This window comes from Streptomyces sp. NPDC001980 (assembly GCF_040296885.1).
Taxonomy (GTDB): Bacteria; Actinomycetota; Actinomycetes; order Streptomycetales; family Streptomycetaceae; genus Streptomyces.
This window is the reverse complement of record NZ_JBEOYD010000042.1, coordinates 37698-64475: the sequence shown is the minus strand read 5'-3', so window position 1 is coordinate 64475 and position 26778 is coordinate 37698. Positions and strand designations below refer to the sequence as shown.

At 73.8% G+C, this 26778-nt stretch carries 16 protein-coding genes; 6 read left to right on the top strand and 10 right to left on the bottom strand.

The features are described from left to right. Positions 1-74: 74 nt before the first annotated feature. Positions 75-719 (bottom strand): DedA family protein, encoded by a 645-nt coding sequence (locus ABT137_RS41395; RefSeq protein WP_351717167.1) that lies wholly within the window; start codon positions 717-719, stop codon positions 75-77. A 200-nt stretch (positions 720-919) separates the two neighbouring features. On the opposite strand from ABT137_RS41395, the gene ABT137_RS41390 reads away from it, so the two are divergent. After that, positions 920-1912, top strand: a complete 993-nt coding sequence (locus ABT137_RS41390) for a lysylphosphatidylglycerol synthase transmembrane domain-containing protein (RefSeq protein ID WP_351717165.1) — start codon at positions 920-922, stop codon at positions 1910-1912. 7 nt (positions 1913-1919) lie between these two features. Here the strand turns inward: ABT137_RS41390 and ABT137_RS41385 are convergent, their stop codons facing one another. The 9 genes from ABT137_RS41385 to ABT137_RS41345 form a co-directional block, all read right to left on the bottom strand. Then, positions 1920-2975: a class I SAM-dependent methyltransferase gene (locus ABT137_RS41385; protein ID WP_351717163.1), complete on the bottom strand. Its 1056-nt coding sequence runs from the start codon at positions 2973-2975 to the stop codon at positions 1920-1922. Then, positions 2959-4149 (bottom strand): glycosyltransferase, encoded by a 1191-nt coding sequence (locus ABT137_RS41380; RefSeq protein WP_351717162.1) that lies wholly within the window; start codon positions 4147-4149, stop codon positions 2959-2961. Before ABT137_RS41380 ends, ABT137_RS41385 begins: the two co-directional genes overlap by 17 nt. Next, positions 4146-4961, bottom strand: coding sequence for an alpha/beta fold hydrolase (locus ABT137_RS41375; RefSeq protein ID WP_351717161.1), 816 nt, complete (start codon positions 4959-4961; stop codon positions 4146-4148). The genes ABT137_RS41380 and ABT137_RS41375 overlap by 4 nt, the downstream gene beginning before the upstream one ends. A 3-nt stretch (positions 4962-4964) precedes the next feature. Beyond that, positions 4965-5282, bottom strand: a complete 318-nt coding sequence (locus tag ABT137_RS41370) for an acyl carrier protein (protein ID WP_089105552.1) — start codon at positions 5280-5282, stop codon at positions 4965-4967. Then, positions 5279-9958 (bottom strand): beta-ketoacyl synthase N-terminal-like domain-containing protein, encoded by a 4680-nt coding sequence (locus ABT137_RS41365; RefSeq protein ID WP_351717160.1) that lies wholly within the window; start codon positions 9956-9958, stop codon positions 5279-5281. Before ABT137_RS41365 ends, ABT137_RS41370 begins: the two co-directional genes overlap by 4 nt. Before the next feature lies 1 nt (position 9959). Beyond that, positions 9960-16856, bottom strand: coding sequence for an SDR family NAD(P)-dependent oxidoreductase (locus tag ABT137_RS41360; protein WP_351717159.1), 6897 nt, complete (start codon positions 16854-16856; stop codon positions 9960-9962). A gap of 528 nt (positions 16857-17384) precedes the next feature. After that, entirely contained in the window at positions 17385-19865 is a 2481-nt protein-coding gene (locus tag ABT137_RS41355; RefSeq protein ID WP_351717157.1) for a beta-glucosidase family protein, read from the bottom strand. A 284-nt stretch (positions 19866-20149) separates the two neighbouring features. Next, positions 20150-20755, bottom strand: a complete 606-nt coding sequence (locus ABT137_RS41350; RefSeq protein WP_351717156.1) for a CGNR zinc finger domain-containing protein — start codon at positions 20753-20755, stop codon at positions 20150-20152. Positions 20756-20814: 59 nt separating this feature from the next. Next, on the bottom strand, positions 20815-21663 hold the full coding sequence (locus tag ABT137_RS41345) for an MBL fold metallo-hydrolase (RefSeq protein ID WP_351717154.1): 849 nt from the start codon (positions 21661-21663) through the stop codon (positions 20815-20817). Between the two features lie 305 nt (positions 21664-21968). Here ABT137_RS41345 and ABT137_RS41340 point away from each other — a divergent pair, with 305 nt between their 5' ends. The 5 genes from ABT137_RS41340 to ABT137_RS41320 all read left to right on the top strand — a co-directional run bounded on the left by ABT137_RS41340 (position 21969) and on the right by ABT137_RS41320 (position 26775). Beyond that, positions 21969-22694, top strand: a complete 726-nt coding sequence (locus ABT137_RS41340; RefSeq protein WP_351717152.1) for a flavin reductase family protein — start codon at positions 21969-21971, stop codon at positions 22692-22694. 77 nt (positions 22695-22771) lie between these two features. Beyond that, on the top strand, positions 22772-23890 hold the full coding sequence (locus ABT137_RS41335; protein WP_351717150.1) for an alpha/beta fold hydrolase: 1119 nt from the start codon (positions 22772-22774) through the stop codon (positions 23888-23890). A 60-nt stretch (positions 23891-23950) separates the two neighbouring features. Further along, the gene (locus ABT137_RS41330; protein ID WP_351717149.1) at positions 23951-24844 is read left to right on the top strand and encodes an alpha/beta hydrolase; all 894 of its coding nucleotides are present in this window, start codon (positions 23951-23953) and stop codon (positions 24842-24844) included. A 32-nt stretch (positions 24845-24876) separates the two neighbouring features. Continuing rightward, positions 24877-25665 carry an enoyl-CoA hydratase/isomerase family protein gene (locus ABT137_RS41325; RefSeq protein ID WP_351717147.1) on the top strand — a complete coding sequence of 263 codons (789 nt, stop codon included), beginning with the start codon at positions 24877-24879 and terminating at the stop codon, positions 25663-25665. Positions 25666-25728: 63 nt separating this feature from the next. After that, positions 25729-26775 carry a hypothetical protein gene (locus ABT137_RS41320; protein ID WP_351717145.1) on the top strand — a complete coding sequence of 349 codons (1047 nt, stop codon included), beginning with the start codon at positions 25729-25731 and terminating at the stop codon, positions 26773-26775. Positions 26776-26778 lie beyond the last annotated feature (3 nt).

Below are 26778 nucleotides of genomic sequence, written 5' to 3'. Positions count from 1 at the left end.
TGCGTGGGGGGGCTGGTCGCGCAGTTCCTCCCCCAGCCTTCGGCCGGGGGTACCCCCAGCGCCCCTAAAAACATCTACTCCCCGGCGCTTACCGGTTCGGCTTCCTTCTGGGTGACCTGGGCCTTCTTCGCCTTGCGGCGGACGAACAGCATCGACGCCAGGCCGAAGAGGACCGCGGCCGCCAGCCCCACGTACGAGAACCTCTTCAGCCAGTCCTCCGCGACGATGCCGACGTAGTAGACGACCGCTGTCGTGCCGCCCGCCCAGCAGATGCCGCCCAGGAGGTTGGCGGTCAGGAACTTCCAGTACGGCATCTGGAGGACGCCGGCCAGCGGGCCCGCGAAGATGCGCAGGAGGGCGATGAAGCGGCCGACGAAGACCGCCCACATGCCCCACTTCTCGAAGGAGCGCTCGGCGGTGGCGACGTGGCCCTCGCTGAAGTGGCTCGGGAACTTCTTCCCCAGCCAGGCCAGCAGCGGACGGCCGCCCTTGCGGCCGATCGCGTAGCCGATGGAGTCGCCGATCACCGCGCCCGCGGTCGCGCAGGCGCCGAGGACGAACGGGTTGACGCCCGAGTGCTGGGAGGAGAGCAGCGCGGCGGAGACCAGGACGATCTCGCCCGGCAGCGGGATGCCCAGGCTCTCCAGTCCGATCACCAGCGCCACCACGGCGTAGACGGCGACCGCAGGCACCGAGTCGAGCCATTCCTGGACGTGCACCGCCGGATCCTCCCCTGTCGCGTGCTCCTTCCCCAGGAAGGCTACCGGGTCGGCCGGGTACCACCGCGCCCGCGGCACCGGCCCGCCCCCCTGCCTTCGGTTTTCGGACATCCGGGTGTCATACGGGACGGGAAGGCTCCCCGGCGTCTGCTCGCCCGCGGCTCCCCACCGCAGGCCCGCCGTGGAAGGACAACGTCCCCGTGTCCTCACTGTCCTCACTGTCCCCGCCCTGCCCCGACGCGCCCGTGCGTCCGCTACCGGCGCCCTCCTCGATGGTGGGCCGGCCGCTCCGGCTCGCCCTGTGTCTGTCCCCGCTGCTCATCGCCGCGGTCTGGGGGCTGACCAACCAGTCACTGCTGTACGAGGGCGTCACCCGGCTCACCCGCGCCGAACCGGCGTGGCTGCTGGCCGCGGGCGGTTTCACCTGTCTGACCTGGGTGGTGGCCGCCTGCATGCGACAGGGCGCCGTACCCGACCGGCTGCCGCCGGGGCTGTTGCTGGCCTCGCAGTTCGCCGCCGGGGCCGCCAACCACGCGCTGCCCGCCGGACTGGGCGCGCACGCCGTCACCGTGCGTTTCCTGCGCACCCGGGGCGTCCCCCTGGAGCGGGCCACCGCCTCGATCGCGCTGTACTCGGTGGCGAAGTCGGGTGCGAAGACGGTCGTGCTGATCGGGTTCCTGCTGTCCTCGTCCGCGTGGCGGCGCCTCGGTGAACTGGTGCCGGACGGCGTGGTGCTGATCCCGGTCGCCGCGGTCCTCACCCTGATGGGCGTGGCGACGGCCGTCGTACGACCGCTGCGGCGCCCGATCACCGGCATGGTGCGGACCGCGCTCACCGACGCCCGGACGGTTCACGCGCGGCCCGCCCGGGTGCTGGCCCTGTGGGGCGGAGCCACCGCGATGCCGCTGGTGCAGGCGTGCGTGCTGGCCTGCACCGGGGAGGCGCTCGGGCTCGGGCTGTCCTGGGGCACCGTGATCTTCGCGTACCTGGCGGCGGGCACGGCGGGGGGTGCCGTTCCGGTACCCGGCGGGGTCGCGGTGGACGCGGCGCTCGTGATCACCCTGGTCGCGTTCGGCTCCCCGGTCGCGGTGGCCACCGCGACCGTGATCGGCTACCGCGTCCTGACCGACTGGATACCGCTGCTGCCGGGCGCCCTCGTGCTGTCGGCGATGATCCGCGCGAAGGTGCTGTGAGCCGTCCTCAGTCGCGGCGGGCCACGATGCGGTAGGCGTTGGAGACGCGGAGGCGGCGGGAGAGCGGCCGTACGGCGAAGCGGTCCAGGAGGGTGCCGGCGATCAGGGCCGGGATGCCCGCGATGAGCAGGGCGGCGCGGAGTGTCTTCTGCAGCGCGCCGGGCGGTGTCGGCAGCCAGGGGGCGTCCTCGGGCGGGGCGGTGTGGTCCAGGGCGAGCCAGACGGCGGCCAGCAGGTCGACGGGGTCGTGGGCCTCGGCGTGCTCTTCGGCGACGACCGTGAAGCCCAGGTCGGTGAGGCGGGCGCGGAGGTTGGCGACCGGGACGAAGTGCAGGTGCTGCGGCTGGAGCCAGGGCAGCCACCAGCGGCCCAGGAGGCGGGCGTAGCGGCTCTCGGGGTCGGGGACCTCGATGAGAAGGTGGCCGCCGGGGCGTACCGTCTCGTGGGCGGCGCGCAGTTCGCGGTCGGGGTCGGTGCTGTGCTCCAGGTAGTGGAACATGCTGACGACGTCGTAGCGGGCGGCGAGGTCGGGGGCCAGGTCGGGGAAGGCGCCGCGGTAGGCGTGCTCGACGCGGCCCTCGCGGGCGGCGAGTTCGACGCCGTCGGTGAAGTCGAGGCCGTCGAAGGCGGTGCCGGGCAGCACCTCGCGGGCGGCCTCGCAGAAGTGGCCGTGGCCGGTGCCGACGTCGAGCCAGTTCTTGGGGGTCGCGTCGTGCGGGACCATGGACCGGGCGCGGCCCTGGTACATCTTGGTGCGGCCGCCGAAGGTGCCGCTCATCTTCTGCTCGCCGAGGCCGTCGTAGAAGTCGCGGTAGTAGAACTCCAGGCCCGTCTCGTTGAGGCGCGGGTTCTGGAAGGTGTGGCCGCACTCCGCGCAGCGGTCGAGGACGAAGGCGCCGGGCTTGCGCTGGAGGAGGTCGGTGGTGCGCAGCCGGGTGGTCAGCCGGTCGGAGTCGCACCAGGGGCAGGTGGTGCGCCGGGGTTCGAAGAAGCGGTCGGTGCCCTCGGCGAGGTCCCGCTCGTAGGCGGGGCGCAGCGCCTCGATGTCACTCTGCTTGCTCATCGGCTCTCCTTGCGTGCGGGTCGGCTGCGAGGGCTTCCAGGTGGGTCGCGGCGGCCGGCGCGCCGCCCGCCGCGCGGAACGCGGCGCGGATCCTGGCCGCCGCCGTGCGCGGGCCGGGCTCGTACAGGACGGTGTCGAGGGCCTCGCCCAGCCGCGGGGCGGTGACCCGGCCGAACCGGACCCGGAGGCCCGCGCCGGCGTCGACGACCTGCCCGGCGATCACCGGCTGGTCGTCGCGGATGGGCGCGACGACCAACGGGACGCCGTGCCACAGGGCCTCGCACACGGTGTTGTGCCCGGCGTGGCAGACCACCGCGTCGACCCGCTCCAGGAGCGGGAGTTGGGGCAGCGAGGGCAGGATCAGGATGTCCTTGTCGTCGGCCGCGGGGGGCAGGGTGCCACCGGGGTCGGCGACCAGCGCCTGGACCCGGTCGGCCCGTTCGCGTACGGCGGCCACGCACTCGGCCAGGAACCGCCCGCCCACGTCCGCGTTGGCGGTGCCGAGGGAGACGAGGACGCGCTCCCGGCTCGGGTCCAGCCACTCCCAGGGGAAGCCGTCGGCGACCGGCCGCTCGGAGATCGACGGGCCCACGTAGCGGACCGCCGACCGGTCGGTGGGGCCCGCCAGTTCGGGTGTGGTGAAGGCGAGGGTGAGATACGGCGAGAAACGCGGGTCGGCCGTGCCCGCCGGGTCGCCGGTGCGGCCGCGCAGTTCCGCGAGCCGGTCCCGGAGCCACTCGGCGACCTTGGGGATGCCGTCGTACGCCCCGCCGAACTCGGCGGAGGTGGTCGCGGAGGTCGCCCACGGCAGCCCGAGCCGCTCGGCCACCAGGGCACCGGCGAAGGCCTGTTGGTCGGCGACCACCACATCGGGGCGGAAGTCGTCGACGGCCGCCCGTACGCCGGGCGCCATGGCGTCCGCCAGCGGCACCAGGAACCACTCCCAGAGGAACTTCAGCGCCTCCGCGCCCCGCAGGTCGGCGGGCCGCTCCCCCTCGGCGGTCCCCGCGCACGGGAACACCCGCGCCTGCGGCCCGGCCAGCCGGTGCACCAGCCCGGTGTCCGCGCAGACCCAGGCCACCCGGTGCCCGCGCGCGGCGAGTTCGGCCGCGACGGCGACGGCCGGGTTGATGTGCCCGACCAGGGGCGGTACGACGAACAGGAAGCCGCTCACCGGACCCCGGCCGCCCGCGCCCCGCCGACCGAGTGGATCAGCTCCAGGATGTGTCCGCCGACCGTGCCGGCCGCCTCGACCAGCACCGAGTGCTCGTGCCCTGGCAGCACCACCGACCGGTAGTCCGCAAGGAGGGCCTCCTTCAGCGGGACCACCTCGACCAGGTCGGAGTCACCGCCGTACACCCCGAGGACCGGGCAGCGTACGGCGCTGATCTGGTCCTCCGTCAGGACCCGGCTGGCCGGGATGTCCCGGCCGAGGCTGGTCTCGCGGGCGAGCCGGGCCGCGCCCTTGGCCAGCCGGGCGGTGTTGTGGCTGCGGTGGGCGGTGATCCAGGCGATCGCGTCCGGCTCGTTGTGGGCGAGTTCGGTGACGACCCGGTGCAGGATGCCGCCGAGTTTGGCGGCCCAGGCGGCGGTCGCCGGTTCGGACTCGATGAGGGTCAGGCTGGCCGCGCGCTCCGGGTGGCGGGCCGCGTAGCCGAAGGCGATGGTGCCGCCGTAGGAGTTGCCGACGAGGTGGACCGGGCCGGTGATCGACAGGTGGTCGAGCAGGGCCTCCAGGTCGTCGATGTTGTGGTCGAGGGTGTAGCCGCCGGTAGGACGGCCGCTGCGGCCGTGGCCGCGCAGGTCGTACATGACCACGTCGAGGCCGGAGGCGGCGAAGGCGGGGGCCACGGTGAAGTAGTAGCTGGCGAGGCTGTCGGTGAGCAGCCCGTGGACGAGGACCACGGTGGCGAGGGGGGTACGGCCCTCCCCCGGGCCCATTCTCTGTACGTGCAGCCGGATGTCCCCGGTGTCGACGATCGCCATGGCTCAGCCCGCCTCCGTGGCCTTCAGGCTCCACACCACGTACTCGACGAGCCGGCCGACGGTCAGCTCGATGATCTCGTCGAACTCCATCCCGGCCAGGAACTCGGCGAAGTTGACCCGCTTCCCGTACCGCTCCTCCAGGAGCCCGGCAAGGGTGACCAGGTCGATGCTCTCCAGCTCCAGGTCGCGGTTGAAGGTGGTGCTCATGCCGATCTCGGCGTCGTCGTCGCCGTACTCCTCCAGGAGGGTGCGGAGCATCCGCGCGAGGTCGGCGAGCACGGCCTCCTCGTCGGCGCGGATCTCGGGCTCGGTGGGATTCATCGCGGGTCCTCCTCGGGGTCTGCGGCTGCCGGTCCGGTGGTCCAGGCCACGACGTAGTCGCGGTCCGGCAGTGCGGGGGGATTGCGGACCGGCGCGCAGTGCACCGGGTAGGCGCGTTCCAGCCGGCCCGAGACCAGCAGCCGGCTGCCGTCCGGGGCCGCGTCCAGAACGGTGAAGTCCCGTGGCCGGCCGTCGAATCCGGTGCCCTCGGCCTTGGCGACGGCCTCCTTGGCGGCCCAGAAGCGGGTGAACCACAGCGACGGGGAACCGTCGGCGTCGTCTGCGGAAAGAGCGTGCAGCAGCCGGAGTTCGTCCGCGCCGAGCGCGACCTGCATGGCCGCCGGGTCGCGATCGGTGACCTCTTCGAGGTCGATGCCCGGACCGGGTCCCGGGGTGTGCGGACGTACGATCGCCACCGCCGCCTCGGCCCGGTGGGCGAGGGAGACGTCCAGCGCGGGCAGCGTGCGGCCGTGCACGCCCACCACGTACGGGCGACCCAACGCGTCGTTACGGACCCGGAGTTCGGCCGGGAAGACCGGGCCCTCGCCGTGCTGCCAGAGCCACTGCCGTACCGCGTCCTTCGCGGCGATCCGGCCCAGCAGCCACTGCCGACGGCCGCGTGGCGGGTGCTCGGCATACTCCGAACGCTCAAGTCCGCCCAGGGAGTTACGCATGATCAGCTCCCGGGAGGCCAGGTCCGGCCAGCGTTCGTGGAGCAGGGTCCAGCCGCCGGGCCGGGCCTCGGAGAGGGTGTTGCGCTCCGGGAAGCGCTCGACGGGGCGGGTGTGCGGGTCGTTGTCGAAGCGGCGGTCCTGCCAGCCGTCGATCCGGGCCCAGACCCGGTCGCCGACGGTGAGCTCCACGTCCGCCTCCAGGACGGTGTCGGTGAGCGAGGTGATCCGCACCAGGCAGCCGACCTCGGTGCCGGGGGCGGGGTGCGGGCCGTGGAAGCGCATCTCCCGCATCTGCACCGGGAAGACGACGGTCCGCTCGGTGCGGGTGGACATGATCCAGTAGCCGAGGATCTGGCCGACGTTGTCGAGCAGGGCGCCCGGGGCGGTGGGCGTGGTGATCACGCCGCGGACGTGCCGGTCGCCGATCGCGGTGAGTTCGGTGACGCCCTGGAACGCCGGGCCGTGGAACATCCAGCGCTCGGCGTACAGCTCGGCGGCGGTGTGGTCCGGGGTGCGTTCGAGGGTCGGGGGGTCGGCCGGGCCGGTGGGCGGCGGGGCGTGGTCCGGGGCCACTTCGACGACCGCGCGGGCGGTGGGGCCGAAGGTGACCGAGACGCGGCCGGGTCCCTCGGGGGTGACGGTGACGGGGACGTCGACGGGGGGTGTGGCGGTGAGCCAGCGGTCGAAGCGGGCGCCGTGCACGGCGACCGCCCGCAGTCCGGTGGCGGCCTCGGCCGCGTCCGTCATGTGCTGGACGATCGTGGTGGCCGGGACCACCGGCCAGCGGTCCTCGGTGTCGGGCCAGCCGGGGCGTTGCGGGAAGAAGCAGTGGTCGAGGAGGTGGGGCATCGCCTCGGGTGACACCCGGAGGGTGGTGGTGCGGGAGGCGGGGGGCGGTGACTGAGGTCCTGTGGGCTGAGGCACTGCGGGGGCCGGGATGCGGGGCAGGGCACGGGAGGCGGTTGCGGCCGGGGCGCCGGCCACGGTTCCGGCCGCGGTGTGGATCGCGGTGCCGGACGGGGTGCGGATCGCGGTGAGGACGGCCGCTGCCGTGTCGGCCGTCTCCCGGAGCAGCGCGTCGAGTTCGGCGGCGGCCGGGATGCGGGCGGCGAGGTCGTCCAGCGGGGAGGGCCCGGCGGGTGTCCGTCGGCTGCTGCCCAGCGCCGCGCGGAGTTCGGGCAGTTCCGGGCCGTCCAGGGACACCAGCGCGCCGCCCAGGTCGAGCCGGACGGGCGGCCGCTGTCGTGACGGCGTGGCCGTGCCGACCGTCCTCGGGACCGCCGGTGCGACGGCGGCGCCGGCCGTCCACAACGCCGTTGCCACACGCCGGAGTTGGGCCAGGCCGGAGCGGTGCGGGGAGTTGGCGGCGACGGCGAGGTGGTCGCGGTCGCCGAGGGTGTCGCCGATCAGGGAGGCCAGCTGGCCGGGGCCGGTCTGGACGAAGACCCGGTGCCCGTCGGCGTACAGGGCCTCGACCAGCTGCCGGAACCGGACCGGCTCCAGCAGGTGCCGGACGAAGAGTTCGCGTACGTCGGCCTCGGCCGCCGGGAAGGGGGCCGCGGTGGTGCCGGACCAGACCGGGACCGTCGGCCGGTGCAGCCGGAAGCGCTCGGCGGCCTCCCTGATGGGGGCCAGGTACGGCTCCAGCATCGGGGTGTGGAATCCGGACCGGAACGGCAGCACCTGGCACAGCACGCCGTCGGCGCGGAAGGCGCGGACGAAGTCCGCGACGGCCCGGTCCGGGCCGCAGACCATCGACTGGTTCGGCGCGTTGTCGTGGGAGAGGACGATCCCGGTGTCCGTCCGGTCCGCGTGGAGTGCGGCGAGGACCCGGTCGGCGGGAGCACCGACGACGGCAAAGGCGAGACCCGGCACGGTGACCGCGTCGGGGTCGAAGTCGGCCATGAACGCGTCGACCTGGTCCCCCGAGTAGAGCCCGGCGGCCACCATCGCCGTCCACTCGCCGACGCTGTGCCCGGCGACCGCGTCCGGCACCACGCCCATCCGGCGCAGCGCCGCGTCCAGCAGCCGCCCCACGCCGACGACACCGAACCCATGACGGCCTACGTCCCCGACCCGCACGGCGTCCGCGGCGGGGCCGGTGACGGTGGGGAGACCGAAATGCGCGGCGATGTCGTCGACGCGGGGAGTGAACTCGCCTTCCAGCCCGGGGAAGACGAAGGCCAGCCTGCCGGTGCGCAGCAGCGGGGCGGGCCGGTACCAGACGTCGGTGCGGCCCTGCCAGGCGCGGCCCTTGCCGACCGCGCGCCGGGCGAGGGCGAGCCGTTTGGCGGTGGGGTCGACGATGCCCAGGCGGGCCGGGCCCGCCTCCGGGTGGGTCCCCTCGGGGTCGAGGCCGGCGGCGAGGACGGCGGAGTCGTCGGCGGCGAGGATCGCGGTCAGCTGCTCGGGGGTGTCGGCTGCGAGCAGGAGGATGCGCTCGGGTTCGGTGACCTCTGTGACGCGGGGTTCGGTGACCTCTGTGACGCGGGGTTCGGGGCCCTCGGTGCTGCGGGGTGCGGTGACTTCCCCGACGCCGGGCCCGGTGCCCCTCGTGCCGCGGCCGACGGCGGCCGCGCGGTTGCCGGGGGCCTCCTCCAGCACCACGTGTGCGTTGATCCCGCCGAACCCGAAGGCGTTCACCGCGGCTCTGCGGACCGGCTGTCCGGGAGCGGTCTCCCAGGGCCGGGCCCGGTCCAGGGTGCGGAAGCGGGTGGCGGCGAGGGCCGGGTGCGGGTCGTCGCAGTGCAGGGTGGGCAGCAGGGTGGCGTGGTGGAGCGCGAGGGCGGCCTTGACCAGCCCGGCGACTCCGGCGGCCGGCATGGTGTGGCCGATCATCGACTTGACGGAGCCAAGCACGGCTCGCTCGTCCTCGCCGCTCGGCCCGAACACCTCGGCCAGTGTGGTCAGTTCGGCCGTGTCGCCGGCCGGGGTGGCGGTGCCGTGCGCCTCCAGGAGGCCGACCGAGTGCGGTGCGGTGGGGTCGAGGCCTGCGGCCCGCCAGGCCTGGCGTACGGCGTGGGTCTGGCCGCCGGGGTCGGGGTTGACGAGTCCGGCGGTACGGCCGTCGCTGGCCACGCCGGTGCCGCGGATCACGGCGTAGACGCGGTCGCCGTCGCGTTCGGCGTCGGCGAGGCGCTTGAGGACGACGACTCCGGTGCCCTCGCCGATGAGGATGCCGTCGGCGTCGCGGTGGAAGGGGCGGATGCGCTGGCTCGGGGAGAGCGCGCGCAGTTGGGAGAAGACGCTCCACAGGGTGATGTCGTGGCAGTGGTGCACTCCGCCGGCGAGCATCAGGTCGCAGCGCCCGGCGGTGAGTTCGGTGACGGCCTGGTCGACGGCGACCAGGGAGGAGGCGCAGGCCGCGTCCACGGTGTAGGCGGGGCCGCGCAGGTCGAGGCGGTTGGCGATCCGGGAGGCGGCGAGGTTGGGGACCAGGCCGATCGCGGACTCGGGACTGGCGGGGCCGAGCCGATCGGTGAACGCCTCGCGCACCCGTGCCAGTTGGCCGGGCGTGAGATCGGGCACCAACTCGCCCAGGGTGCGGACGAGTTGCCCGGCCGTGCGGACCCGCTGGTCGAGCCGGACCAGGCCGGGGGTGAGATAGCCGCCCCGGCCCAGGATCACCCCGATCCGGTGCCGGTCGGGCAGCCGGTCCGCGCCGCCCGCGTCGGCGATCGCCGCGGCGGCCACGTCGAGGGCGATCAGCTGGTCGGGTTCGGTGCCGTGGACGGAGTTCGGCATGATCCCGTACCGGGTGACCTCCACCTCGGCCAGCCCGTCCACGAAGCCGCCGCGCCGGCAGTACACCTCGTCGGGGACGGCGGGCCCGGCCGCCGAGCCGGGCCGGTAGTAGTCCGCGTCCCAGCGTCCTTCGGGCACCTCGCCGATCGCGTCCACGCCGTCGCGCAGGTTGGTCCAGTAGGCGTCGAGGCCTGCGGCGCCGGGGAGCAGCACCGCCATGCCCACGATCGCGACCGGTGTCCGGCGGTCGTCGGTCATGTCACCAGCCCGAGGCGGTGTAGACGACGGCCCGTACGGACTCCGCGCCCCAGGCGAGCTCCCGCAGCAGGGCTGCGGTGCCCTCGTCGGGGTCGATCAGCTCGATGCCGCGGCGCGCGTACTCGCGCCCGAGTTCCGGGCTGACCATGCCGGTGTGACCACCGACGGGTGCCCAGGGCCCCCAGTGCACGGTCAGCGCGCGGTTCCCGGTGCGCTCCGCCCAGCCGGCGCCGAGGCTCTCCAAGGCGTCGTTGGCGGCGGCGTAGTCGGCCTGGCCGCGGTTGCCGAGGACGGCCGAGATGCTGCCGAACAGGACGGCGAAACCGGGACCGTTGGGCAGTTCCTCAAGGGCGGCGAGCAGGGTGGCCGCGCCGGTCGTCTTCGTGCCGTAGACCCGCTGGAAGGACTCCGGGGTCTTCTCGGCGATCAGCCGGTCCTCGATCACCCCGGCCGCGAAGACGACCCCGTCCAGGCGGCCGTGGTCGGCGTGGATCTCCTTGACGGCCTGGAGGGCGGCGTCGCGGTCGCGGAAGTCGACGGCACGGTAGCGGGCCTCGCTGCCGAGCGCGGCGAGTTCGTCGAGGGTGGCGGTGATCTCCCGCTGGGCCAGGACCAGTTCGGCCTCGCGGTTGATCTCGGCGGGCTTCAGGCCGCCCCGGGCGGCGAGGGCGGCGCGGAGTTCGGCGGGGGTGCGGGCGGCGGCGGTGTCCGGGGCCTCGGGGCCGGTGGGCGCGGGGGTCCGGCCCAGCAACTCGATCCGGCAGCGGCAGGCGGCGGCGAGGGTGGCCGCGAACTTCGCGGTGATGCCCCGGGCGCCGCCGACCAGCAGCACCACCGAGTCCCGGTCGAGGCCGAGGGCTGCGGCCTCGGCGGCCCCCGCCCCGGCCGGTCCGGCCCCGGTGCTGCCGAGCGCGCCGGGCGCCACCTCGACCAGTTCCAGGCCCTGCCGGCCGACCGCCGTGCGCAGCACGACCGGAGCCGGCTCCGGTGCGAGCAGCTCGGCGACCAGAGCGTCGGCGACCGCCTCCGGTGCGGTGTCGCCGAGGGCCACGACCCGGGCGACGGTGTCCGGGTACTCCCGGGCCACGGTGCGGAAGAGCCCGTGCAGCCCGGCCGAGCGTGCCGCGTCCGCGCCGCCGGCGGGGCGGGCGGCCAGCAGCCAGCGCGGGCTCCTGGCCAGGGCCGCCCGCAGTACCGGGTAGGCGTCGGGCAGCACGGGGGTGTCGCTGCCGGGCAGCGCGCCCAGGTACAGCACGCCGTCGACCGGTCCGTCCGCGTCCCCGAGCAGGTGGTCCGCGTCGACGGCCACGGCCTCGGCGCCGTACGCGGCGAGCCGTGCCGCCAGCTGCGTGCCGTCCCCGAGGACGAAGAACCGCTTGCCGGACAGCACGGCGGCCGGGTCGGCCACGGCGTCCGGCGCGGCCAGGGCCACGGGCCGCATCTCGAACCGCTTGGGCGCCTCGCCCGCGGGGACCTCGTCGGCCGCGGCGGGGTGCGGCGCCGGTACGCCCGGGCCGGCGCCCGGCTCCGTCACGGCGGCGGCCGCGACCGCCGGCTCGGCCACGGCGGCCGTCGCGTCGGTGGCGGCTGAGGCCGGTCCCGCCGCAGCCGGGGCCGTCTCCTCCTCGCCCGTGCCGACCCGTGCCCTCAGCCATCCGGTGACGGCCGCGGCCGTGCGCGCCTTGGCCAGCTCCTCCAATTCGGCGTCGTCCAGGGTCTCCGCACCGCCCGCGATGCCGAGTCGCTTGGCCAGCTCCCCGGCGATCTCGGCCCGTTTGATCGAGTCGATGCTCAGGTCGGCTTCCAGATCGAGGTCGGGCTCGATCATGTCCACGGGGTAGCCGGTGCGCTCGCTGATGATCTCCAGGACGACCCGCTCGACGTCCGCCGTCGCCTCGGGCTCGGCCGCGGGGGCGGGTACGGGCGCGAGAGCGAGTGCGGGCTCCGCCGACAGCGCCTGCGGTGCGACGGCTGCGGCGGCCGGCAGCTGCTGAAGCACCGGCGCGGCCGGCACCTGCACCTGGGCCGCCCCGAAGTAGGTGAGCAGCACATCGCGCTGGGCGGCGATCATCTCCCGGCTGGTGCGCAGGAACTCGGAGATCAGCGCGTCCCGGTCGGCGGGGCCGCCGTGCGGCTGGTTCGTCGTCACAGTCGTCGTCTCCACGACTCGTCGGGCCGGTGCGAGGGCACCGGGCAGGAGGTCTCCGGCGGCGGTGCGCACGAGCTGTCCGTCGACCGTCCAGCCGGGCCGTTTCGGCGCCGGGGTCCGGACCGCGTCCACGGCGTCCCGGCCGCGCAGCAGCCAGGCGGTGCGTACCGGTACGCCGGCCGCGGCCAGCTGGGCGAGCGCGTCGAGCCAGCCGCGCAGTCCGCCGCCCGCACGGGGCTCGCAGGCCACGGTGGTGTACGGGCGGTCGCCGAGGATCTGCCCGACGAGCCGGGTGAGGACGGTCCCGGGACCGGCCTCCACGAAGACCCGGGCCCCGGCCTCGTACATCGCCTCGATCTGGGCGGCGAAGGCGACGGGCGAGCCGATCTGGGCGGCGAGTTCGGCACGCACGGCGTCGGCGTCCGGCCGGTAGGGGGCCGCCGTGCGGTTGGACCACACCGGGAACTCGGGCGGTCGTACGGCCGTGTCCGCGAGGACTTCCGCGAACCGGTCGCCCGCCCCGGCCACGACCGGGCTGTGGAAGGCGCAGGCCACCGGGATCCGTTTGGCACCGAGGCCGGCCGCGCGCAACAGCCGTACGGCTTCGGCCACTTCGTCGGTCGGGCCGGAGATGACCGTCTGGCGGGGCGAGTTGTGGTTGGCCACGACCACGGAGGCCGGGGCGTCGGCCGTCCGCAGCGCGCGCTCGACGTCGTCCGCTCCGGCGGACACGGCGGCCATGGTGCCGGGTTCGTCGCCCGCGGCGGCCAGGATCGCGGCCGCGCGTTCGGCGCTCAGGTCCAGGAGGGTCTCGGGGGTGAGGGCGCCGGCCGCGCTGAGGGCGACGAGTTCGCCGTAGCTGTGTCCGGCGGCCATGTCGGGGCGGACACCGGCCGCCGTCAGGAAGGCGTGGGCGGCGAGGCCGGTGATGCCGAGGGCGGGCTGGGCGGCCCGGGTGTCGGTGAGGGCGGCCCGGCGGCGCTCGCGGGTGTCGTCGTCGAAGGCGGCGGGCGGGTAGAGGGTGTCGGCGTGGGCGCGGCCGAGCTGGAGGTAGTGCTGCAGTTCGGGGAAGGCGATGAGGACGTCGGCGAGCATGCCGGGACGCTGGCTGCCCTGGCCGGGGAAGAGGAACGCGACCCGGGCCTCGGCGTCCGGGGCCGTGTGCGGGTCGGTGAGGTGGATGCCGGCGGCCGGGTCGTGCTCCCCCGCGAGGACGCGGCGCAGTTGCCCGGCCAGCCCGGTCACGTCGGTCGCGACCACCGCGGCCCGTACCGGCTCGTGCGAGGCGTCCGCGCGGCGGGCCGCGGCGAGCGCCAGGTCGCGCAGCCGCCAGGACCCGGTGCCGGCGGCCCGCAGGATCTCCTCGACCCCGCGGTGGGCGGCTTTCTCGTCCCGTCCCCGGAACACGAACAGCTCCGCGGGCCAGGCGTCCAGTCCCTGCTCGGGCGGCACGGCGCTGTCGTAGGCGCCCAGCACCACATGGAAGTTGGTGCCGCCGAACCCGAACGCGCTGACTCCGGCGACCCGTTCGGCGGGCGGAACCGCCCAGGGCCGGGCCTCGGTGTGGAAGGCGAACGGGCTGTCCGTCTCCTTCCAGGCCGGGTTGGGGCGGTCGAGGTGCAGGGTGGGCGGCTTGACGCCGGTGTGCAGGGCGAGGGTGGTCTTGATCAGCCCGGCGAGACCGGCGGCGCACTTGGTGTGCCCGATCTGGGACTTGACCGACCCGAGCCCGCAACCGCCGTTCGCCGCACCCGCCTCCGCGAACACCTCGCTGAGGATGGTGAGTTCGGTGCGGTCGCCGACGACGGTCCCGGTGCCGTGCGCCTCCACAAGTCCTACCTGCGCCGGGGAGATGCCGGCGTTGCGGTACGCGCGGAGCAGGGCGGCCCGCTGGCCCTCGGGGCGGGGCGCGGTCAGGCCCAGGGAGCGGCCGTCGCTGGACGAACCCAGCCCCTTGATCACGCCGTAGATCCGGTCGCCGTCGCGCTCGGCGTCCGCCAGGCGCTTGAGGACGACGCAGGCCACGCCCTCGCCGAGCGCGATGCCGTCGGCGGAGCCGTCGAAGGCGCGGGAGCGGCCGGTCGGGGAGAGGGCGTGCACCGAGGAGAAGAGAACGTAGTCGTTGATGCCGTTGTGCAGGTCGGCGCCGCCGCAGAGGACGACGTCGCTGGTGCCGGCGGTGAGTTCCTTGCAGGCGACGTCGACGGCGGCGAGCGAGGAGGCGCAGGCCGCGTCCACGGTGTAGTTGGCGCCGCCGAGGTCGAGGCGGTTCGCGATCCGCCCCGAGATGACGTTGGCGAGCATGCCCGGGAAGGAGTCCTCGGTGAGCCGGGGCAGCTGGTCGTCGAGGCCGTCGGGGACCTTGCCGTAGTAGGAGGGCAGTACGGCACGCAGGGTGGCCGCGTTGGAGAGGTCGCTGCCGGCCTCGGCGCCGAAGACGACGGAGGTGCGCGACCGGTCGAACTCCCGTCCCTGTGCGCCGTATCCGGCGTGGTCCAGGGCGCGCCGGGCGGCTTCCAGGGCGAGCAGCTGGACGGGCTCGATGTGGCCGAGGGAGGCGGGCGGGATGCCGTAGCCCAGCGGGTCGAAGGGGATGGGCGGCAGGAAACCGCCCCACTTCGAGGTGGTGGAGCCGTCGGCGTGGTGGACGGCCGGGTCCCAGCGCTCCGCCGGTACCTCGGTCACCGCGTCGTGTCCGGCGACCACGTTCGCCCAGAAGGTGGCGAGGTCGGGAGCCTCGGGGAACATGCAGGCCATGCCGACGACCGCGATGTCGAGCGGGGCGGGGGCGGGAGGCTGGGCCGGCCGCGCCACCGCCGACGTCCGCCGCGCCAGGAAGTCGGCGGCTCCGTCGGTCACGCCGTGGTGCAGGGCGGCCACGGTGGTGGTCGCCGAGCGCAGCACGGCGACCTCTCCGGCCATGAACATCCCGTCGGAGAACTGGCGTTGCTCGTCCACGGGCGTCAACTCGCCCCCGGCCGGGCGGTCTACGCCTTTGCTGGCGATGCGCAGCCGGCCGACGTTGAGCCGCTCCAGCTCCTCCCACACCTGCCGGTCGGGCACTCCGCTGTCCCGCAACTCCGCCTCGCGTTCGCGGTAGTTGAAGGTGAACGGACTGGGCACGCACCGGGTGGCGTGGCCGGGCGCGGTCTCCAGCAGGGCGGTCGTGGCCGCCGCCATGACCTGGCGCTGGAACAGGGGCTGGATCGCGCCCCGGTCCACGGCCTCCTCGGTGAAGAGGTAGGCGGTGCCCATGAGCAGGCCGACGGCCGCGCCCCGGGCGGTGAGCGGCGCGGCGAGCGCGGCGACCATCGCCGCGGAGCGCTCGTCGTGGATGCCGCCCGCGAAGAAGACCTCCAGGCCCTCGGCGTCCGGGAAGTCCTCAAGGACGGCGAGTTGGGCCTCCCAGAGTGGGAAGCTCGCGCGCGGTCCGACGTGGCCGCCGCACTCGGAGCCCTCGAACACGAACTTCCGGGCCCCGGCCTCCAGGAACTGCCGCAGCAGCCCCGGCGAGGGCACGTGCAGGAAGGTGCTGATCCCGGCCCGCTCCAGCGCCTCCGCCTGCGCGGGCCGCCCGCCCGCGACGATCACGTGGCTGGGCCGCAGCTCCCGTACCGCGTCGAGCTGGGCGTTCCTGAGCTCCTCGGGCGCGAAGCCCAGCACGCCGACGCCCCAGGGCCGTCCGTCGAGCGCGGCCTTGGCCTCGGTCAGCATCTCCCGGGTGCGGGCGCCGTCGGCGAGGGCCAGCGCCAGGAAGGGCAGCGCCCCGTCGTCGGCGACGGCGGCGGCGAAGGCGGCCCGGTCGCTCACCCGGGTCATCGGGCCCTGCGCGACGGGCAGCCGGGTGCCGAGGGCACGGCTCATGGCGGAGGTTCCGGGACGCAGCGCCTCGCAGGCGCCGGCGTCCACGCGTATCGCCGCCGTCAACTCCCTTACGGTCCGCCGTACATCGCCCCACCGCTCGGCGAACCGTGCGGCGAGGAAGCCGTCCTGCCCCACCGGGAGCAGCTGGCTGCGCAGGTCCTCGGCGCCGAGCAGCGCGGCGACCGCGGCCGGGTCGTCGGCGGGCGGGCGCACGGCGTCCGGGCCGCGGCGGTGCAGGACCCGGTGACCGGCCACGACGGCCGTCTCGGAGCCGTCCAGGGAGCGCAGTGCGGCCGCCGTCGCCTCGGGGAGCCGGGACTCGGCGAGCAGGGCCAGTTGGCTGTCGAGGACCACCCCGGCCGCGCCGCCGGCCACCGCGGCCGCCGCCGTGTGCGGTCCGATGCCGCCGGCGGCCCAGACCGGCACGTCCAACTCCGCTGCACTGAGCAGCTGTTGGAGAAGGACGAAGGTGCTCAGCTCGCCGACCCGGCCGCCGCTCTCGGCACCCCGGGCGATCAGCCCGTGCGCTCCGGCCGCGACCGCCGCGCGCGCTTCGGCCAGGTCGGTCACCTCGGCCAACACACGTGTGTGCGGAGTGAGTTCGGCGACGGCCCAGGGTGCGCCGGCGGCCCGGACCACGGTGTCGGGCGCCGGGCCGAGCTCGTCCGGGGTGAGGGCGCAGCCGGCGGCGACCCGCACGCCGTACGGTCCCGGTGCCGCCCGTCTCAGCCGGGCCAGCGCCTCCCGGGTTCTTCGGTCGCCGCGGCCCAGGTCGAGGACGCCGAGTCCGCCGGCGGCGCAGACCGCAGTGGCGAGCCTGGCATCGGGTTCTCCGAAAGGCGTGATGCACATGATCAGGTCGACGGCACGCACAGGGGACGTCATGACGCTCCGAATAATCGGGAGGACAGCACGGTGGGGGAGGTGTGCGGCGGAAAGCTCGTGGTGAGGCCACCGGAAACTAGCGAGTTCATTACTCGCGGGTCAATAACGGAGGTGCCCCACCACGTCCGGTAGCATTGATTCGGCCAGCGGGAGGAATTCACCGCAAGAGCCGAAAATCCGAGCAATCCACTGCGGATCGGCGGCCGTTCGGCGGCCGGATCACCGGCGGCACACCGTCACAAGCCCGTCAAAGCACCCCGGCCATTCACCCGGCACTCACCACGGCGCAACGCGCCGTGCGGCCGCGGCGAGCTCTGTAAATTCGGGATGACTTCGGTCCGCTGGCTCGATCGTGGCACACCGGAATCCCGCATCGAACGCCGCTGCGCAACCCCTCACCCAATCCTGACAAAAACTTGTCGTCAACCACATCGCTTCAAATGAAACACACACCGGGGAAAATTCTTGTAAACCCTTGAAGTAAACGGCCGGAGAGCCCCTGCTCTCCGGCCGCCCATTGACAGGAATTCAGCGGTGGCCGCCGCCCACCCGCGCGCCGGTGCGCAGCCTCAGGTCGCCCGCCGAGGCGCCGACCCAGACGGTCCGCCGCCCGGTGCCGAGCGTCCAGCGATGATGCCGCGCGTCCCAGGACGACAGGGTGCGCGCGGCGACCCGCACGGTCACCCGCCGCCGCTCCCCGGCTCGCAGCTCCAGTCGCCGGTAGCCGCCCAACACCCGTACCGCCTGGTCGAGTCGGAGATCCGGGGAGGGACCGACGTACACCTGTGGCACCGCGATCCCGGCGCGGCGCCCGGTGTTGCGCACGGTGAACGTGACCTCCAGTCCGCCGTGCGTCCACCGCGCCTTTGGGTCGGAGTAGGCGAAGGAGGTGTACGACAGCCCGTGCCCGAAGGGGAACAGGGGCCGCACGCCCTGCGCGTCGTACCAGCGATAGCCGGCGTGAATGCCCTCCGAGTACTCCTCCACGCCGTCGACGCCGGGGTAGCGGCGCGGGTCGCCGGCGACCGGGTGGTGGTCGTCGTCGGCCGGGAAGGACTGGGTGAGACGTCCGCCCGGGTCGCTGTCGCCGAAGAGGACGGCGGCGGCGGCGGCCGCGCCCTCCTGGCCCGGGTAGTACATCTGGAGCACGGCTCCGGTCCCCGCCAGCCACGGCATCGAGGTGCACGACGAGGTGTTGAGGACGACGGTGGTGCGCGGGTTGGCCGCCGCCACCGCGCGGATCAGCTGTTCCTGGTGGCCGGGCAGGGCGACGGTGGTGCGGTCGAGGCCCTCGGTGGCGTCCTCGTAGGCGAACAGCACGACATGGCGGGCCGCTCGGGCCACGCCGACCGCGTCGGCGACGTCCTGGGCGCGGGTCGCGCCGGTGATGCGGCGCAGCCGGAACAGCAGACCCGAGTCACCGCCGTCCGCGGCGATCTTCACCGTGTGGGAACCGCGGCCGAGTCGGAGTGTCTTGCGGCGGACGCCCAGCCCGTCGGGGGCTGCGGCGACCAGGCCGCCGGAGAAGTACTCGCCGTATCCGGCCGCGAGCGGGAAGAGCTCCTCACCGTCGAGCAGGACCTTGGGGCGGGCGGTGGCCGCGGAGGAGAAGTGGAGCACGAAGGTCCACTCGTCGTCCTCGGCGACGGTGAGCGTGCCGTCGTAGACCCAGGTCTTCCCGACGCCCACTTGCTGTCCCTCGCTGGTGAAGCCGGGGCTGAGGGCGTCGGCCGGCAGGGCCTTGCCGAACAGGTCCTCGCCGAGGGCGTAGGTGACCGGGCCGCGGGTCCGGGCCCTGATGGCGTCGAGGGGACTGTCGGCGTGGTCGGGGACGACATGGGCGCTGCCGCCGCCGCTGACGAAGGGCAGCGAGCCGGTCGGTCCGATCACCGCGACGCGGCCGCCGTCCAGAGGCAGGGTGCTGCGCTCGTTGTGCAGCAGGGTCGCGCCGGCCTTGGCGACCTCCAGGGCCACGGCGGCGCCCGCCGCGGCGTCACGGTCGGGCCGGGGCGGGGCACTGCCGTCGAGGAGGCCGAAGCGGTCCATCACCGCGAGGATCCGCCGTACCGCCCGGTCGACGTACCGCTCGGGCACACTGCCGTTCTGCACCGCCGACTTGAGGGCCGCCCCGAAGTACGTGCCGTCGGGCATCTCCATGTCGAGGCCGGCGGTGATCGCGGCGGCGGTGCTGTGGGCGGCGAACCAGTCGGTCATCACCCAGCCCGCGAAGCCCCACCGGTCGCGGAGGACGTCGGTGAGCAGCGCCTTGTTCTCGCAGGCGAAGGTCCCGTTGACCTTGTTGTAGGAGCCCATGACCGCGCCGGTGCCGGCGTCGACCGCCGCCTCGAAGCCGCGCAGTTCGAGTTCGTGCATGGTCTGTTCACCGGCGTGCACGTCGATCGAATTGCGGTCCTGCTCCTGGTTGTTGAGGGCGAAGTGCTTGACGGTCGCTATCAGGCCCTCGCCCTGGATGCCCCGGATCTCGGCGGCGACCAGGTCGGAGGCGAGCAGCGGGTCCTCGCTGAACGTCTCGAAGTTGCGGCCCGCGTAAGGGGTGCGGATGAGGTTGACCATCGGGGAGAGCAGCACGTCCTGGCCGAGGGCGCGGCCCTCGCGGCCGATCACCCGGCCGTAGCGGCGGGCCAGTTCGGGGTCGAAGGCGGAGGCGAGCAGCACCGGGGCGGGCAGTGCGGTGGCGTGTTCGGTGATGCGGACGCCGGCCGGGCCGTCGGCGAGTCTGAGGGGCGGGATGTTCAGCCGGGGGACGCCGGGCACGTAGCCGGCCTGGCCGAGCGAGCCGGGGTCGTCGGCCCCGTGCAGCAGGGAGATCTTCTCGTCGAGCGTGAGTCTGGCGAGCAACCCCTCGACGCGGGGGCCGGCCCCGACCTCGGGTCTGTCCGCCGCCACGGCGGGCGTGAGCGGGATGAGTCCGCCGGTGGCCGCGGCGGCGACCGCGATGGCGCCGGCGGTCAGTCGCAGGGCGGATCGTCGGGAGACGGTTTCGGACATGAGCCGTCACTCCTTCGGTGTGCGGGCACGACGATGTGGACCGCGAAGACGCCGAAGGCAACCCCGGAGCGCGTTCGGTCTGTGAACGCGCCAACCGCCACAGGACCTTGACGAGCCATCAGTCTCACCACCGGCGCGTCGGAAACGTAGATCCGGTGGTGACTCGTGTCAACGATCTGAACGAGAAAAGGGCCCGACGCCGACAAGAACCGAAAACGGGGGGCTGGTCCTCCGGGACCGGGACGGTCGGCCGTCCGCCGGGGCGGGCCGGACGCCGCCGCCCGTCAGGCCTGGTCCGCGCCCGCCCGCTTGCGGGCACGGTAGTTGCGCAGGTTGGCCGCGTTGCCGCAGACGTGGACGTCGTGCCAGACGCCGCTGTTGTTGCGGGAGCGGTCGTAGAAGGCGGTCAGGCAGCGGGTGTTGCGGCAGGACTTCAGGCGGCGCAGCGTGTCGGTGCACTGCGCCTGGTAGATCTCCACGAGGGCGAGTGACGCCACCTGCCGCCAGCCCGTGCCGCGGGGCTCGGCGTGGACGGCCCCGTGCTCGTCGAGCCGCAGTGCCGTGGGCAGGGTCAGCACCGAAGCCGCCGGGCCGGGCTCCGTCGCCGGGTCTTCGTGCCGGGCATGGAGGCTCTGGGCCAGGTCGTGACGGAAGCCGCGGAGGCCCTCCACGTCCTCGGCCGTCAGTTCGATGCCGGGTGCGGGCCGGTGGGTCACGCCGCTCCAGCTCCGCAACGCCTGGTCGAGCCAGGCACGGGCCTCCTCGTCGGTCTGCAGCAGGTCGGGCGCGCGCGGCTTGCCGGCGGACAGCGTGTTCAGCAGGTCCTGCACGAAGGCCAGCCCGCCCGGGGCGGGCTCCAGGCCGTATCGGGCGGTGGCGGTCCAGGACATCGGCGGATCTCTTTCGGTGAACGGCAGCTATGGAAACATTTACATACCCGGTCGGCCGCTCACCCCTTGGCGGACCTCGCCGAGCCCCACAGCGCACCTCGGTTGACCCGGCCGGGATGCCGTTCCAGCATGCCGCGGTAGAGGTCGAGCGTGCTCGTGGTGCGCTCCGCCACCGCCTCGAAGTCGTGGATGTAGCTCCGGGTCTCGGCGATCGTCCCCGGGCCGTCGGGACGGTCGGGGTTCTTGTGACCCGCGACCACCGCTTCCGGCTCCAGCGCGGCGATGGTGTCGAGCGCGTGCAGCCAGGCCCGGCGGCCCTCGGCCGGTGATTCGGCGAGGTAGAGGTGCACGTCGTTGTAGACGGCGTCGCCGGCCACGACCAGGCCGATCGACGGCACGTGCAGACAGGTGGTGTCGTCGGTGTCCGTGTGCCCGAGACCCACCACGACGAGGTCATGGCCCTCCAGCTGCAGCCGGTCGCCGGCCAGCGGCTCCGCGGCCACGAGCCGGTCCGGGATCTGTCCCGGGAAGCGCTTGTCCCAGAACGACGCGACGAACTCCGGCGCCATCTGCTCCTTCATCCGCTCCACCACCGCCGGTGTCGCCACCGCGCGCGCCCCCGGGAAGCGTTCGAGAAGGGTGCCCAGCCCGAACCAGTGGTCTCCGTGCCCGTGGGTCACGAAGACCGTGGTGAGGTTCTTGCCGCTCGCGGCGACCCAGTCGGCCAGCCGGTCCGCCTGCCCGACGGTCATCAGCGCGTCGACCAGCACCGCGTCGCGCTCACCCGTGATCAGCGTGGCCGTGATGGGCGACCACATGCGCCGGGGGACGTCGGGCGGCAGATCGGCGATCTCGGTGGGGATCGACGGCGCTACGTGGACACTCCAGCTCAGCCGTGGTGCGGGCATGATCGCTTCCTTGGGGCTCAGGGCGGCAACGTCGTACTTCTCCAGCCGAAATTAACCCGGGTAATGGACATAGTCAAAATATGTACACCTATGCCATCCACAGATGGCACCCATCCATGGACGCCCCTCCGGATGCGACAAAGACCGCAACAACGGCCGAGGTCGGCATCACATCAAGACGACACATGTAAAGGGCATACACTTCTGTCGGGTGAGCGTTATGTCCGATGGCGGGTGTTCGACACCGTCCCACGAGTCGCTCCTCTCCGGCGCGGACCGCGCCGCAATCCGACGGAGGCCAGAAGATGATCATTGACGCTGCGGAACTCGACGCCGCCCACGCGTACAAACTGCTGATCGGGAGCATCATTCCGCGGCCGGTTGCGTGGGTCAGCACGGTGTCGACCGAGGGTGTGGCCAACCTCGCGCCCATCTCCTTCTTCACCGCGGTCGGCAGGAAGCCGCCCATGGTCTCGATCACGCTGCAGCCGCAGGCGGACGGCGTCACGCTGAAGGACACCTTCATCAACATCCGCGACACCGGTGAGTTCGTCACCAACCTGGTGACGCTGCCGCAGGCGGACGCCATGCACGGTTCGGCGTTCGGGTTCGAGGCGGACGTGGACGAGTTCGAGGCACTCGGCCTGGGCAAGTTGCCGTCCGAGGTGGTCCGCGCCCCCCGGGTCGAGGAAGCGCCGATCTCCTTCGAGTGCGTCGTCGACCGGATCATCCCCGTCGGGGACGACAAGGTCGACCACGTGGTGTGGGGCCGGGTCGTGCGCTTCCACATCCGGGACGACCTCTACCTGGACAGGGGCCGGATCGACACCGCCGCCCTGCCGGCCGTGGGACGCCTGGCCGCCGAGTACACGCTGGTCGAGAACGTCTTCACCACCCCGCTGGACAAGGAACTGCTGACGGCGAGGCACGGCCGGCGGATGCAGCGCCTGGACGGACGGCCCACCGACTGGTCCCCGATCGACACCAACGAGTGGTCCCCCTCCGGAGCCACGACCGCCCCCGGAAAGTGAGCGCGGCGACCATGCGGACAGACCGGATCGGAACGAGCGACGTACGGTTCCGGCGACAGGGAGAAGGGGACCTCGCCGTGCTCTTCGTCCACGGCTTCCTGGACGACCAGTACGTCTGGGACGGCCTGATCGGCGAACTCACCACCCCCGGCGTCGAATGCGTCACCCTCGACCTGGCCGGGAGCGGGGACCGCACGCAGGCGACCGGGCCCTTCACCTACGACCGGTTCGCCGGCGAGGTCGGTGCCGTGGCCGACGCGCTCGGCAAGCCCTTCGTGATCGTCGGCCAGAGCATGGGATCGGCCGTGGCCGAGCTGGTGGCCGCGGAGCGGCCCGACCGAGCCCTCGGCCTGGTCCTGGTCACCCCGGTCCCGCTGGCCGGCACCCGGCAACCCGACGAGGTGATGGACTCCTTCCGGTCCCTCGGCGGCGACGGCGACGCGCAGCGCGCGGTCCGGACGCGGCTGTCGACCGCGCTGGCGGAGGCGGACCTCGACCGGCTGGTGGTGAGCGGCACCCGGATCCGCCCCGAGACCGTGCGGGACACCGCCGACTGCTGGAACGACGGACACCCGGCGGGCGAGCGGCCCAGCCGGTACCCGGGCCCCGTGCTCGTCGTGCGCGGCGAGGACGACGGTTTCGCCACCGCCGAGCTGGTCGCCCAGGGCGTCACGCCGCGGTTCGCCGCACCCGAGACGGCCGTGATCGGCCGGGCCGGGCACTGGGCCCACCTGGAGCAGCCGGCCGTCGTCGCGGGCCGCCTCGACCGCTTCCTGGCCGGTGTGCTGCCCGCTGCGCACGCGGCGGGCTGGACCGGTGCCTTCGCGGAGAAGTCGGCCGACGCGTTCAGCGAGGCGTTCGCCGAAGACGTGACGCTGGAGGCGAGCGCGCTCACCCGCCCCGTCGAGGGCCGGGACCTGGTCAAGAACGTGATGGCAGCGGCGAGCACGATCTACGACTCCCTCGTCTTCACCCAGGAGACCGACAACGGGGAACGCTCCTACCTGGAGTGGCGGGCCACCGCGTTCGGCGGCATGCAGATCGACGGCGTGACGGTCCTGACGAAGGACACGGCCGGTCGGATCGTCCGGGCCGCCATCCACCACCGGCCGCTCGGCGTCGTCCACCGGTTCTCCGCCGAGCTGGGCCGCAGGCTCGCGGGCCTGCTCGACGCCGAGTACTTCCACCAGGGCTGAGCACCCGTTTTCCGTCACTCCGGCCAGGGATCGGCCCTGGTCGACCGAGGAGGTTGTCCGATGATCCAGCGCGAGGATGTCGCGTTCCAGGCCGACGGCGGGGTCACGCTGCGCGGCTGGCTCTTCCTGCCGGACGGTCCCGGCCCGCACCCGGCGATCACCATGGCCCACGGCTACGCCGGGGTCAGGGACCACGGCCTGGAACCCTTCGCACGGGCCTTCGCCGAGGCGGGGTTCGTCGTCCTGCTGCACGACCACCGCGGCTTCGGCGCCAGCGACGGCCTTCCCCGGCAGGACATCGATCCCTGGCGGCAGATCGCCGACTGGCGCCGCGCCGTCTCCTACCTGGAGAGCCGGCCCGAAGTCGCCGCCGACCGGATCGGCCTGTGGGGCACCAGCTACGCCGGCGGCCACGCGATCGTGCTGGGCGCCACCGACCGCCGGCTGCGCGCAGTGGTCGCGCAGGTCCCGACCATCAGCGGCTTCGAGCAGGGCCGGCGCCGCGTGGCACCGGAGGCGGTCGTGAGGCTGGAGGCGGCCTTCGACGAGGACGAGCGCGCCCAGGCGCGCGGCGAGGCCCCCCGCAGGCAGGCCGTCGTGAGCGACGACCCCGCGGTTCCCGCGTCCTACCGGACCCCGGACGCCGTCGACTTCTACCTCCGGCCGAAGCCCGAGGGCGTGTGGCGCAACGAGGTCACGGTCCGCTCCAACCGGCTGGCCCGCATGTACGAGCCGGGGACCTGGATCAGCCGGGTCTCCCCCACACCACTGCTCATGGTGGTCGCCGAGCACGACACCGTGACCCTCACCGACGCCGGGCTCGCGGCCTTCGAGCAGGCGCTGGAGCCCAAGGAACTGCGGCTGATCCCGGGCGGCCACTTCGACCCCTACACCACCGAGTTCGACCGGTCGAGCGCCGCCGCGCTCGACTGGTTCCGCCGGCACCTCTCCTGACAGACACCCACGACACGACGCAAGGACGAACCATGCCCCACCTGACCTACGCCATCGACGACGGCCTCGCCACCCTGGTCCTGACCAACCCGCCGCAGAACCGCATCGACCCGCAGCTGGCCACCGAACTCGCCGAAGCGCTGGAGGCGATCGGCCACAGCGACGCCCGCGCGGTCCTGCTGCGTGCCGAGGGCCCGGACTTCAGCTTCGGCGGCGACATCGTCGACTGGCCGGATGCGGACGTACGCGAACTACGGGCCCTCTTCGAGCGCTACATGCAGGTCTTCAACCAGCTCGAACGGCTCCCGATGCCGGTGATCGCCGCCGTCCAGGGGCTGTGCTTCGGCGGCGGTCTCGAACTCGCCCTGCGCGCCGACGTGATCTTCGCTGGCGAGACCGCGCGCTTCGGCCACCCCGAGCAGACCCTGGGCATCGTCACCCTGCTCGGCGGCATCTACCGCGTCGCCGAGCGCGCGGGCCGGGCACGCGCCGCGGAATGGGCGATCACCTCCGAGCAGGTGCCCGCCAGGGTCATGGCCGACGCCGGTGTCGTCAACCGGGTCGTCGCCGACGACGCCCTGCCGGCCGAGGCGACCGCCTTCGCCCGCCGGGCGGCCAAGGGACCCACCCGCGCCTACGCCGCGCACAAGGCCCTGCTGCGTGCCTGGGCCGTCGGCGGGGTCGCCGCCGCCGACGAGGCGATGTTCGACATCGCCATGCCGCTGTTCAAAACCGACGACGTCACCAAGGGCCTCGCCTCCGCCGTCAGGGCCTTCAAGGCGAAGCAGCCCCGGCCCGCCGTCGACTTCCAGGGCCACTGACCTGCCCGGCACCCCGCCCCGGCCACCCCACACGGTCCCGCTGCCGTCGATCCACCACCAGTCATGGAGAAACCCGGAGTGCATCCCCAGTCCCACCCGCCCCACCCCCCGCAGCACAGGCGTCGCCGTCCCGTCCGGGTGTGGCTGCAGCCGTTCCTGATCGGCCTCGTCATCGTCTCGGCGTTCGTCAGCTGCTACATCGGGCTCATGCGCGACCCCCAGCCGCACCGGATCCCCGTGGCGGTCACGGGCCCGAAGCTGGCGGACAAGGTCCAGCAGGCCCTGGGCGACTCGCTCGACGTGCGCCGCGCCCACTCGGCCGCCGAGGCACGCGACGCGCTGCGCCACCGTGACGTCGTGGCCGTGCTCGGCAGCGGTCCGCACGGCAAGGACCTCGAACTCGACGTCGCGAGCGCGAACGGCCTGTCGACGACCACCGCGGTCACCAAGCTCGCCACGGCCTACGCGCACGGCGCCGACCGGCACCTCGGCGTCTCCGACCTCGTGCCGCTCGGCCGGTACGACGCCCGCGGCCTGGCCGGGTTCTACGTCTCGTTCGGCGTGACCCTCTCGGGCTTCGCCCTCGCCCAGAACGTCGTGGGACTCAGCGGCCTGCTGAAGCTGCGGCACCGCTTCGCCCTGATGGCCGCGTTCGCCGCGGCGTCCGGCCTCGTCGCGGCCGCCATCGCCGGCCCCGTCCTCGGAGCCGTCCCCGCACCGTACCTTCCCCTCGCCTTCGTCCTGGCCCTGCTGGCCGCCGCCGCGGCCTTCACCACGAAAATGCTGGCCACCTACGTCGGCCCCCTCGGTATCCCCCTCGCCACCCTGTTGCTGCTGACCGTCGGCAACTCCACCAGCGGCGCCACCATCGGCACCAACCTGATGCCCAGCGGCGCCCGGGCGCTGTCGGAGCTGATGCCGCCCGGCGCCGCCGTCCGCGCCATCGCCGACCTCAGCTACTTCCGGGGCTCCCACGTCCTCGCCCCGCTGGCGACACTCGTCCTGTGGGCCGCGGGATCCGCGGTCCTGCTGGCCTTCCGCACCGCCGAGCAGAGCCCGGCGACCCCCCTCGCCGCACCCGACGCCCCTGCCCGGGGCGCGACCGCGTAGCGG